Below are 12,594 nucleotides of genomic sequence, written 5' to 3'. Positions count from 1 at the left end.
CTAAAATTCAGCGAATGGATCGCCACAATTGAAAAGATGATATGGCAACTCAATACCGTGCTGCTTTAATTTAGTATGGAATCCTGGAATTACACCTGTAGCTTCAAACTCACCAATAATCATGCCTTTTTCATCAATACCTTTACGTGCAAAACGAAAAATTTCAGACATAGTGATAATATCACCTTCCATACCATTAATTTCTTGAATACTGGTTACCCTTCTTCGTCCGTCCTCTTGTCGCTCTAGCTGAACCACTAGATCAATTGCTGAAGCAATTTGTGTACGGATATTGCTTACTGGCATGTCAAATCCAGCCATACATACCATATATTCAAGTCTTCCTAGTGCATCCCTTGGGCTGTTCGCATGGAGCGTAGTTAACGAGCCTTCATGACCTGTGTTCATAGCGGTGAGCATATCTAATGCTTCACCACCTCGAACCTCACCAATAACGATTCGATCTGGCCTCATACGTAAACAATTTTTGACCAAATCACGTTGCGAAACTTCCCCTTTTCCCTCAATATTTTGCGGCCGAGTTTCTAGCCTTACTGTATGGGGTTGCTGAAGTTGAAGTTCTGCAGAATCCTCAATAGTAACAATGCGTTCATCACGAGGAATAAAACCTGATAACATATTAAGTAACGTTGTTTTACCGCTACCCGTACCACCTGATACTAATATATTTAGCTTTCCCTTCACGCCCCCTTTGAGGAGCTCAATCATAGACTCTGTGACCGAACCAATATTAATAAGCTGCTTTGCATTTAGTTTATCAACAGAGAATCGTCTGATTGAAAGTGAGGGACCATCTAATGCAAGAGGGGGAATAATGGCATTAACACGAGAGCCATCAGCAAGCCTTGCATCAACCATAGGGGAAGACTCATCAATCCGTCTTCCTACGCTTGAAACAATTCTATCGATGATATTTAAAAGATGTGCGTTACTGTGAAACTTAATATCGACAGGTTCAAGCTTACCGTGGCGTTCAACATAAACTCGGTCAAAAGAATTAACCAGAATATCGGAAATAGACGGGTCTGCTAGCAGTGTTTCTAATGGGCCTAAACCAAGAACTTCATCAATGATAAGGTTGATGATCCGCTTTCTAGTCGATAAATTAATTGGTAAGTTAAGGTCACTTAAAATTTGATCACTTATCTCACTTATTTGAAGTTGAGCTTGCTCTTTTGATACGGTTTCAATTAAGGACAGATCCATTACGCTCAATAACTTCTCATAAAGCGTAACTTTAATACTTTGTTCTTCTAGCGTTAAAGGTTGAAATTCATAAAGCTTACTATCGTGCTGATTAATATCCATATTACCCCCCTAATATCCGTTTCCAAAACCCTTTCTTGTTGTCATTTTCTTGTTGGCTACTAGGTAAAAACTTATCTGCTAAGTATGTTATATCGAGTACAATTTTTTGCTTTTTTGCCAATTCAGTAATTGGTTTTCCCAACTCAACACATTCGCTTGATAACTTATAATCATTAACAATGGTTGCAATGCTCTCAACTCCGATCGCCTCTTTAATATCTGAAAGCGATATACTAGAATGCTTATCGTAGCGATTAACCACTAAATGAATGCTATCAATTGAAATCCCTAACTCTTTCGTCAATTGAGCAACAAGCTCCTTCGTTTGCTGAAGGTGCATAATATTTTGCTGGGTGATCAATAAAATAGTCGCGTCAGAAAGAAGTTCATAGTTCCATTCCTCCGGTCCTCTTGAAAAATCTAAAATCACTTGCTTATAAAAATGACGATACTTCCAGATAAGGCCTTTAATTTGTGTAAAGTCGACTTTTTTCTCTAACATTAAAAGCTCAAATGGCTTAGCAGCAAGTAAGCTTAAATTCCCCTTCTTAGTCATGGTACTTTTCAAAGCGACTTCATCAAGTTCCTGAATTGAGCTTAAAACATCACAAACCGAATATTTTGAGTCGCGCCCTAGCATATGGGACAGCGTGCCTTGATGAAGATCTAAGTCCAACATGGCAACATCACTGCCACTTTTTTGCGCGACAATATCAGCCAAACTTGCACATATAAAACTTGCACCAGAGCCCGACTTACCATTAAGCACTGCGATAACAGGCGCTAAGTCTGCCTGTTCAACCAAACGGTTAGATATTTTTGTTATTGATGTAAGAAGTTCGTCACTAGGAACACCGTATGGCACAAAGTCAGTGACTTCGTATTGAAAAGCAAGGCGTAAAATATTTTGAGGAGTATTTACACCGATTAAAACGATATCACAGTCAAAATTTGATGCATAAGCTAATGCCGTTTGCGCCTCAGCCTCGTCATTAGGCAACAACAAAATCACTAAATTAAACTGGTTTTGTTCTTGTGCTAAATAGGGTTCCAAATAACAAGATGCTTTGGCTTTCAAGTTATCAATATATAACAAGCTTTGTTTTAGCCAATCTAGAGATTGAACTCCATTACTGACAACAATCGCCTCAATAGGAAAAGGTAAACTTATATGCATTGGTTTTTGTTGCTCTTGGTTATTATTAGAGACACATAGCTCAAGCGACTTATCCATTTTGCACCTTACCTCCCTTAAATTTTTTATCGCTATATTGACTATAGACAATATTCCTACATTGTTTTTATATTTTTCTTATAAACTACAATCTGTTGTTCCTCCTTTAAATACACCAAGGCTTTCACGAGGTAATGTGGTAGAAAAAGTTGGGGAGTTAATTGTCCGATATAGTCCAGGTACTAAAAACTGGTGCTGGTAGTTATTAATTTCAGCCCTTACAAGATCGATATCAATGCCTGTTGCAACAGTACCGTCGTAGGCTAAATAACTTATGGTTAAATTGCTTGCGCTCAAATTTGGGAGAATAGCGGCATCATTAAAAAGAGAAATAGAGTTTATATCACTACTAACCTGACATACGCTTGCGAGTCTCGCAGCCCTTCTAGATGCTTCATGAAGCACATTATAGGTAAACAATAATCTGCCAAACTCAATAGCCGCAAACAGCAACACAAAAAAAACAGCCGCGACGAGAGTAAACTCGATAACATAAACACCACGTTGTTTTTTCATTGCTTGTTTTTTCATAAAGCAGTAACCGCATAACTTGCGTTTAAATTAAAGCTGAGATCAATATCATTACCAAAAGAGAGTGTATTCAGTTTCTCTGCAAAAAGCGGTGTCCAATCATAGCTAACATTTACGACTAAGATCCCACTATCTGCAGGGTACTCAGTAACAGTAATGTCAGTGGCAGAAAGTCCGTCGAGGTTAGATGATGTATTTATCGTATCGCCACTTAACAGCACTCGCTTCATTTTTGTAATGCAAAAGTCACAATTTACATCGGATAATACATCAGGCAAATTACCAGTAGTATTAACAATTGCGGTATTTGAGATAAAACGCCCTGCGCTTCGAGCCATTCTTGTTAACTCACTATATTGATATAACAGACGACCAAACTCTACGGTAACAAAAATAATTAACACTAATATTGGTAAAACTAAAGTGAACTCAATAACCGCTATCCCGTTTTGCTTTTTTATAAACATAAGGCCTCCTAAGAATCAGGACTATCTAGATCTCGGTATAAGACAATAGTGAAGTTATCACTATCAAAATCTGGATCTAATGAAGCATTACCTGTAGAGGTGCATTCAGAAATATACTCACCAATAATATATGATTTCTGACCATTACCATTACCATTACCATTACCATTGTCTGCTTCAGCTGTTGCTGGTTGAGTCAGAAAAAAACAACCTATCGCTAGTACTTCTACTTTATTCTTACCATTAATTTTGCCATCACAATTACCTATAACTACAGATAGTTTTCGTCTATCTGACTTAAACTCACTTGAAGGTTCTTTAATGTCATTAATTCCGCAAAATAATTTTTTAGTATTATTAACATAGTCAGCATATGAATAGTAGTTATCAAATGTTTGGTTAGTAATATTACTACTTGCATCAATCGTCAATATATCCCCATAACAAGTGTTAGCGTCTCGAGGATGATCAATTTTGTTAAGCTGCCCCCCCCATTCACCGAAGCGCGTATTAATACCATCAGTTGGACCAACTTTGTTACCGGGTTCAGTATCCACCGTTTGCCCTACAGATACACAAGAGCCGGGAGAATACTCACCCGCTAATCCAAAATTAACGCCTTTACCACCTGATCCCTCTAAATCCAATAACTGAAAATTACCCGGACCCAAGCTTGGATCTTGACTTGAACCTGTTTTCAACACAGTTAAATTCCCTGGAACCATACCAAAGTTTTCGACGTCAGGATCAGTGTTAGCACAGGCTAAGATAGGTACTACTTGATTTAAACACTCAATGTCAGTGCTTCTACCTGCGATAGCTGACGCTCTTACTTTTTTGTCAAAGTTAAATATTTGGGCCAAAAAATTATCTAATGCTACCTCTTCTACACTCACCCGAACATATTCATAGGTTTCATCATCGTTCGGAGTAAATGGGTCCGGTAATGCTGAAAACTCAACACTGACATGCTCTGTCACTTGAGTAGCACCATAATCAGGGATTGAAAGTGTGACAACATCTTGAATTTCTTTGTTTTCACCATGGCTAAGGTTCTGGGATAATATCGCAATAACAGTTTGCCTCGCTTCAACAAGTGAGCCACCATCTTGCAGCTTTTTAGCAGCACTTAACGCTGCTGAGTCGACTGCATTTTGTAGCCGTCCTTTATTGAGCAGCATATGGCTGCTATCTAAAGCTAACGTAGCCATTGCAATAATGGCAAATAGTCCAATGGTGAACATCACCAAAATAGCACCTGATTGTTTTTTACAAAACAAACGAGATGAAAATAAATTAGCACTCTTAACACTCATCACTGTCGCCTCAGATCAATTACTACTCGAATTACCTGCAGTTATTGACCCTATACTGTTAGCGGTTTTCGGTGTAACCGAGCTAGCACGGTAGGCCTGCATGACCTTTTCTCCATAACTGCCGTCAAGAGTAAGTATAATACCGTCATTTCTTTCTGCTGCTTCTGGATCGAGAATTTGTACTTGTTTAATCTGGTAATAGCTCTCTCCCATTGGGAAGTCATTGATTTTTGTGCAACCGTTGATATTGATAAGTACAAAAGAAATTGCAACAAAATAACCATTATTGTTCATAAATTTCATTAGAAGTTCTCCTCATATCAAAGTGAATGACCGTACTTTTGCTGAGTACCGGTGTCATCTAGCTTTGCATCTGATGTAGCAGGCTCGTAAAGGGTCTCATTGGCATCTGCACTTGCACTTTTCTCTTTATGTGAAAGCTTGCCTAACAAGTAGAATTCGACATCTGACGGTAATACAAACCCATCAGTGGGTAAGGAAATATCTTTACGGTTAAACGCTCTAACAAGCCTAGGGGTGACTAAAATGACTAATTCACTTTGACCACTTTGAAAACTCTTACTCGTAAACAATTGCCCTAGTACAGGGACATCGCCTATTCCCGGAAGTTTGTCTATGTTCTCTCTAAGTGTGTCACTGATCAGTCCGCTAATCGCAATTGTTTGACCGTCCGCCAACTCAACCGTAGTGGCGGTACTGCGCTTAACCAGTGAGGGAACAACCAATGATGTTGAGGTATTACCAGAAATTGAAAAACCGTTCGCCGTACTGACTTCACTTACAACTACATTAAGATTAAGATTGATTTGCCCTGAATCTAAGACTGTGGGTACAAATTTGACCCCAACACCATAGTCTCGGTACTCAATGGTAGTGTTACCATTTTCACCTGGCACAGGAATGGGGAACTCTCCGCCAGACAAAAACTCTGCAGCTTGGCCACTCATTGCAGTAACATTGGGCTCAGCTAACACTTTTGCTAAGCCATTTTGTTTAGCGACATCGAGTGCAAAATTCATTAGTAAATCGCCATTAATGTATTGCGCAAAAATACCTTTACCACTCACGCCACCGATACTGCCTGGATCAAAACCGCCACCACCGACAATACCACCAGATAGATTTGACCCCTGATTAAAAATTAAAAACTTAGAATCAAACTGCCTTGCTACATTTCTTTGTACCTCGGCAACAACCACCTCTAGCATTACTTGATGATCTCCACCTACCGTCATCATATTCAGTACTTTGCTAGGTGCTCGCCCTCCAGCAGCAGCTTCAGCATATCCTTGAGCAAGTTCTACTGCAGTATTCATTTTTTGTAGATTAGAAGCTTGTCCACTGAGTAAAAGTTGTCCTTGTGAAGTCTGTACGCCTAATTCTTCAGTCGGTAAAAACTGATGCAAACGGGTCTTTAAGCCATTTAAATCATGTGTGACTTCTATATCCATGATCCTTGATAACTGCTCGTTTTTATCCCAAATCATAATATTAGTACTGCCTAACTGCTTACCTAATATATAAAGCTCATTATTTGGTAGTAATTTGATATCAGCAATACTCGGGTTACCTACAGAAACTCGGTGTACAGGACCGCTTAACATCAAAACCCGTGATTTAAAAATGGGTATAACTTGAACATCATTTCTTATTCCTGCCGTAGGCCCTCCAGCATTAACAAATGAAGCAAACAACATTGCTAACAAACAAACAATTTTGCAATGGCGAATAAATGACATGTTAATCTCCTTAAAACATGAATCTTATGTTTGTTGTTAACTAATATTAATTTTCAATTTTAATCTCTTGTTCATTCATCCCTTTAAGCAATAGTACTTTTTCTTTATCATTACTTTTTTCAGTGGTGACCTGAGCAACGTTCACTGGTGGAGCACTATTATCTAAGGATAATTCGGGAGTGTTACTTAGTTCTTCTTCTATATCTGCAAGCTCAATTACAGCTGTATCATTTGGATTTCGTAGCGCTAACTGCAGAGAACCACGACTTCTTGCTATCATTAACGTTTCTGCTTGCTCTAGGCTGAGCTCTAACGTCACGGCTCGAACCACAACAGGCTTGTTTTCATCATTTGAAGCACGTTGATCAATCGCTAGAATCTTGACATTTGAAAGGACAACATCTGTTCTTAAACCACCACTTGTGATGATGTTGATGATGTCGACTCTGTTACCAGGAAGAAGAAAGCCTGCCACGCCAACAACATCATTTACACGTATGGTTACTGCACGCATTGTAGGAGTAATCAAACTGGCTAAGGTACTCCCCTCTCCTTTAGGGGTTATGCGCTCTTTGCGTAATACTTCCCCCTGGTACAATCGATGTTTAACAACTTGACCTTCTGCTTCAGCAATCTCCAGGATTGCACCATTTGGTACTAAGTTTTCAGGAACCGGGGTTAATGCAAGGTGTTTTCTCTCGATAATGGTGCCTAAAGGGACCTCTGTGACCATAGTGATTACATTTGATGTTGTGCCTAACGATTCATTTTTCGTGTTTGTTTTAAGCCAGTTTTGCGCCAGATAAACTGCTATCACCCCAAACACTAAAGACAAAATGACAAATAAGACCGTTTTATTATTCATTTGTCGCTCCTAATTCAACCCAAAAATTCTTATACAAAATATATAGACCAAGCAGAATCAACCAAAGACGGAGTGATTACAGGTTCAAACTCCATAAAGCTTATTTGGTCTGATATAATTCCAAGCAAATCTCGCGGATAACAAGGGTTCAAGGGTTTGCTATAACGCTTATGGTATTTAATCAATAGGTATTGAAAGACTTCTTCTGTACAACTTAAATTTAAATCATTACATACCTGGAACCATATTTTGCTATATAACTCTTCGTCCAAAGCATCAAAATGAATTTTATAGCCAAGACGCCTTAAAAAAGCTTCATCAACTAACTCTTTGGGATCAAGGTTAGTAGAAAATAAAAGAATAAGTTCAAAAGGTATTTCAAAATGCTCACCAGATTGCAGACTCAAGAAATCTCTTCTCTCTTCCATTGGGATAATCCAGCGGTTGAATAACTGTTTAGCACTAATTTTTTGACGACCTAAATCATCTAATAATAAAATTCCGTTATTCGCCTTTAATTGCAGTGGAGCCATATAAGTGCGACTATGACTATCAAACTGCACTTCAAGCATCTCCGCGGTTAACTCCCCCCCCGTAATTCGCAATGGCCTTTCACACCTTAACCACCGGGGGTCATTGCCTTCTGCCAGCTTTAAAGTATTAATGTCTTCCTTTTTAACTTTATGATGTAATTCAGGATCAAAAACTTGAATGACTTCATTACCAATGGCTAATGCATACGGAATAAGAACTGAATCGCCTAAGGTTAAATTTAAATGTCGGCAGAGATAACTTTTTCCTGTGCCAGGAGGTCCATAAATTAAAACAGGACGACTCGAGTTCATTGCAGGACCAATTTTAAACAGAAGATCTTTTGGTAATACTAGTGCCGATAAGCCTTTCTCTAACATTTCGAAAGTAATTGGATTAGCTCGGCTTGATTGCGCCTTACATACACGTGAATATTGATTAAGTGGAATAGGAGCTAGACCAACATATCCATTCCTAGATAGGGCTTGCTTTGCATGAGTTTCGCCTCCTAAGCTTAATGCATAACGCATCTGTCCATCGGCTGTAGTTTGTCTATTTTCAACCCATGCTAAGGTTTTTGCTGAATCAAGTAGCTGTTGAATGATGCCACCGGTCACTCCCATCAACTTAGTGAGCAACTCTTTAGTTAACACACCAGACGATAAAAGGTGTTTTGTCATTAAGTCCAGAAGTAGTGATTCACTTAAACCTGTTTGTTCTATATTGATCGGGCGAGGTGCTAAATTGCTTGCAAGCGCATTCGTTAAACTATCTATAGAAAGTACTTTTGTAACTTGAGTATTATTTTTAGTAGGAGTCATATTTCCAACTTCCTATGAGATCAAAGACTGGCTAACTGTAGAATAGAGATGACTAATTTCAGGGTTAACCGAACAAGCCCATAACCAACCGATTGCTAACGCCGGAGCGTAAGGAACTCTTTGTCCTGCAGCTTCATCAGCTTCAGGTTTAAAATACGTTCTTAAATAAAAACAATCCCAGTATCTTTTTAGTGTTTTATAACAACCACTAAATCCAGTTTTCCATAAAATAAGTAATAGGCTCGTTAATGCCCCAGCTACAATGCCGTAAGCAATACTCCACATTAACAGTGTTGGCCCCATTAAAGCCCCAATACCCATCATCAACTTAATATCACCAGCACCAAGAATTTTTAAGATAAATGTTGGAAACAACACTATAAAAGCTAATAAAAATCCAAGGAAAGAAGTAGCAAAACCACCTAAATGAGCAAAATAGCTATTTATAGAGAAGCCAACAAATATAGCCAATATGCTCAACCAGTTAGGAATTCGTTCCCGAGTTAAATCAATTAATATTGCAATTGTAAAAAACATGAAGGAAGCTGCAACTTGTAATAGTAAATGATAATCAGCCATAACTTTCCTCAAATTAAATACGCAAGGGGACTTATTTATTAGCCCCTTGCCGTAGGGGAACCTAGCTTACGGAGTACATGTAGAATCCCCACCCACAGCTGACGCTAAACACTCAATTTTCTCCTTGGCTGCAGTTCCCAAATCACTAAACGCTGCAATCATTCCACCAACCACTAAGCCACCAGCAATGGCGTACTCAACTGCAGTGAGACCGCTTTCATCTTCAATAAACTCTTTTAGTAAACGTTTAATATCCATAATAATCTCCACCATAAAGTTTTCATTACCGCAATCCATAACCAAAAAAATCATTAGCTGAATGGGTAATTATTTATCGTTACGGTAGCAAGTCTGATTTACTCCCCGCGTAACGCTACTTATAAAAGTAGCAAAGGGATCACCTTACCTCTACCTTGAATAATTTACTGATCTAGTTAAAATCTATCAGCGGAGAAATCAGCCAGTATTGTCATAGAAGCGAGAGAGCGGGTTACGATAATGAGTATCATTTTAATCGCGATTTTCAGCATAATACTCCAGAAAAAACCAAACCTTAAGTTTAAACATCTAAAATATGGGTTGCTAACTCTCAAAATGAGTCATATTTCAGTTGATACCACAAAGCTACAGAGCTAATAACTTCTTAAAAAAAAGTAGCCACAATGTGAAAACAGACCATAAAATTTTTCCAATTATATCGACTGTAAATGTTACCTAGTCATGTAACACACTGTATTATAAATAGTGAAGCATTAACTCTAAATATTCACGATTGGATATTTATAAAATATAAGTAGTCAGTGAGACTAGGATAGCGGGTATCATTAACAAATGAGATATAGAAGAGATGTGCATCAGGTTACTGTTTGTTTTTTGTTTACGTTTTTCTTGACTTAACTTAACTTGACATAAATTTAATTGAATTGACATTTTTGGTTGGAAATAAAATTAAATTAAAGGCGCTCCATCATTTTATAGATACTTGAGATCTCATACTTAATGCCGAAGTTTTTTTCTATAAACCTTTTAACATCTCCGCCTGTCACTTTATCATTACTTTCTCGTTTAGCTTGGTTGTTGATATAGCTTTTAACTTGTTCGAGTTGCTTACTCGACAAGATGCTGGGTCTACCTGAGTGCGGTTTTTCTTTTAAGCCTTCTAATCCAGATGAAAGATAATTAGTAATCCAACGATTAACGCTCGTTCGACTAACTTTAAGGTAATCAGCAATTTTATACCTTGATTTGCCGTCTTGAAAGTGTAGTACAGCCAATAACTTAAGCTTCATCCTGGCGTTTTTTTCTTTTCTAATCAATTTTACTAATGTCTTATTGTCATAACATAAGCTATCCATATTCAATACCTCAATTCAATCAACCTTCAAATGTGTAACTACTAAAAGTTATCTCTAATTTGCAACAGACCTTCTTTGTCTACCCAAACAGAGTTAGACACAATATATATGGGCATTTTTTGATTCAATCTAAAATACGAGGTACTTCTTCGGTTAATTGATTTATAAAATTTATTTTTCACTACATCAGTTTCGCTATCTATCAAGTACTTTGCAAAAACGGCTGGTTCTGACAATCTTATACATCCATGACTTAGCGCTCTATTCTGTCTATTAAATAAGACTTTATTTGGAGTATCATGTAAATATATTGAGTGTTTATTAGGGATGGAGAAACGGTACTTGCCAAGTGCATTTCTATGACCTGGCAATTGAACTAACTTGTATCTCTTTAGGTTTTCCCTAAATGATTTTATATCTATATTGTCCAAGTCCACATCAGCGATTTCACCGTTTCGGTTCTTAAAGACAAAACCATTATTTTTAATGTAATCCGGCGATTTAGAGACTGTCGCGCTAAGTTCATTAGCAATGATGCTATATGGTGGAGTCCAATCAGGATTAATGGTTATTCTGCTGACATAAGTCCTAAGTAAAGGGGTACTGTTTGATAAGCTACCAACAATAACCGGCATGGATAATTGTTCAACTCCTCCTTTTTTGACTCGTAGCATAAACTCAGCAAGGTTGACTTCTACATACTCGTGAGCACTAGTTGTTGTAACGATTAAGTTTTTTAATGTCATCTGCAACTGTTCAACTCTGGCTGTTGGCACTGTATTTAAGTAATCTAATGTCCGCTTATCTAACTTCCCAGTGGCCTCACAGCCATGTCGACGTTGAAATCGTTTGATGCCGAGCTCGAGAGATGGATCAACAATACGCTCTCGATATGCCGTTAATGAGTAAGGCTTAATATCACCTAATTGAGCAAGAACCCAGCGTAATTTAGCCACCTCTTGGTGTCTGTAACCTAGCTTAAGTTCTATAAAATTAATCTTAGGCCATTGATAGCGAGCATAATCACTGTACTCATTGATTTTTAGCCTAACATTGTTGATCTCTTTGCTGTTTATAGCTTGCTGATAAAGTGAGGCGTCAAAATTAACATCCTCAGCATCATGAAAAATTTCACTATTGAGTAATGCTAGAGTTTCTTCATAATTTATTCGTACAAGTGAACTCTTAGCCACTCCCATATCTGCAGCCAATGCTTTTAACTCTAATAGACGCCCTTCATCACTTTCTGTGCTTGCAACCACAGCAGGCGTGATCGCAAGCCATATAGACAGGTTTATGGCGAAAAAAATATATTTAGTGACTGATTTAGTGGCCAATTAAATGTCCATTCTCATAAGTATTATTGAAAACCTCGTCCATAACTGACAAATAAAGGCTACTGCAACTTTATTTTGTTTATCAACATCCATGCGAATATCTAATAGTTTTAGTACATAAACAGTATGATTTACAAATAAATAAACGAATAATTTTATGACTTAGCCAAAAAGCTTCGTTTACGTGTGCAGAGCACAAAATTTTTCTTCTTAATTTTCTACTTCACTTAAAAACTCTTCTATACTTTAATAATGTGTGGCATACCTAAAGTCACCATAATTGAATCATTATTAATTAAAGAGAGATATTCAATTGAAACTTGGTATTCTCAACTACGATTTTACATCGTTTGCATTAAGTATTGTGCTTGGTGTACTAATACTAGTAAATACTTCTGCTATGTGGCAAAACTATGAAAAAGCCGCAGCGATAAAATCTGATAACCCTTCAGGGTCTACTTTGGTAGAA

At 37.7% G+C, this 12,594-nt stretch carries 13 protein-coding genes; all 13 read right to left on the bottom strand.

The features are described 5' to 3' along the window. Positions 1-1,329, bottom strand: a complete 1,329-nt coding sequence (locus ACVBIO_RS00630; protein ID WP_447162797.1) for a CpaF family protein — start codon at positions 1,327-1,329, stop codon at positions 1-3. A gap of 1 nt (position 1,330) precedes the next feature. Further along, on the bottom strand, positions 1,331-2,614 hold the full coding sequence (locus ACVBIO_RS00625; protein ID WP_447171758.1) for an AAA family ATPase: 1,284 nt from the start codon (positions 2,612-2,614) through the stop codon (positions 1,331-1,333). Between the two features lie 27 nt (positions 2,615-2,641). Continuing rightward, positions 2,642-3,094: a TadE/TadG family type IV pilus assembly protein gene (locus ACVBIO_RS00620; RefSeq protein WP_447162799.1), complete on the bottom strand. Its 453-nt coding sequence runs from the start codon at positions 3,092-3,094 to the stop codon at positions 2,642-2,644. Further along, positions 3,091-3,561 carry a TadE/TadG family type IV pilus assembly protein gene (locus tag ACVBIO_RS00615; RefSeq protein WP_447171757.1) on the bottom strand — a complete coding sequence of 157 codons (471 nt, stop codon included), beginning with the start codon at positions 3,559-3,561 and terminating at the stop codon, positions 3,091-3,093. Before ACVBIO_RS00615 ends, ACVBIO_RS00620 begins: the two co-directional genes overlap by 4 nt. Positions 3,562-3,569: 8 nt before the next feature. Beyond that, entirely contained in the window at positions 3,570-4,877 is a 1,308-nt protein-coding gene (locus ACVBIO_RS00610; protein WP_447171756.1) for a Tad domain-containing protein, read from the bottom strand. Between the two features lie 15 nt (positions 4,878-4,892). Then, a complete protein-coding gene (locus tag ACVBIO_RS00605) occupies positions 4,893-5,180 on the bottom strand; it encodes a hypothetical protein (protein ID WP_447171755.1) in 288 nt (95 codons plus the stop codon). Positions 5,181-5,197: 17 nt separating this feature from the next. After that, positions 5,198-6,637: a type II and III secretion system protein family protein gene (locus tag ACVBIO_RS00600; protein WP_447171754.1), complete on the bottom strand. Its 1,440-nt coding sequence runs from the start codon at positions 6,635-6,637 to the stop codon at positions 5,198-5,200. A gap of 46 nt (positions 6,638-6,683) precedes the next feature. Further along, a complete protein-coding gene (cpaB, locus tag ACVBIO_RS00595) occupies positions 6,684-7,502 on the bottom strand; it encodes a Flp pilus assembly protein CpaB (RefSeq protein ID WP_447171753.1) in 819 nt (272 codons plus the stop codon). Between the two features lie 29 nt (positions 7,503-7,531). Beyond that, positions 7,532-8,854: an AAA family ATPase gene (locus ACVBIO_RS00590; RefSeq protein ID WP_447171752.1), complete on the bottom strand. Its 1,323-nt coding sequence runs from the start codon at positions 8,852-8,854 to the stop codon at positions 7,532-7,534. Positions 8,855-8,866: 12 nt separating this feature from the next. Beyond that, entirely contained in the window at positions 8,867-9,433 is a 567-nt protein-coding gene (locus tag ACVBIO_RS00585) for an A24 family peptidase (RefSeq protein WP_447171751.1), read from the bottom strand. Positions 9,434-9,499: 66 nt separating this feature from the next. Next, entirely contained in the window at positions 9,500-9,691 is a 192-nt protein-coding gene (locus ACVBIO_RS00580; protein WP_447171750.1) for a Flp family type IVb pilin, read from the bottom strand. A 695-nt stretch (positions 9,692-10,386) separates the two neighbouring features. Then, the gene (locus tag ACVBIO_RS00575; RefSeq protein ID WP_447162808.1) at positions 10,387-10,788 is read right to left on the bottom strand and encodes a helix-turn-helix domain-containing protein; all 402 of its coding nucleotides are present in this window, start codon (positions 10,786-10,788) and stop codon (positions 10,387-10,389) included. 41 nt (positions 10,789-10,829) lie between these two features. Further along, entirely contained in the window at positions 10,830-12,125 is a 1,296-nt protein-coding gene (locus ACVBIO_RS00570) for a L,D-transpeptidase family protein (RefSeq protein WP_447171749.1), read from the bottom strand. Positions 12,126-12,594: the final 469 nt, after the last annotated feature.

The sequence above is a fragment of the Shewanella sp. 0m-8 genome, assembly GCF_052977265.1.
This window is presented reverse-complemented; position numbering and strand designations above follow the sequence as displayed.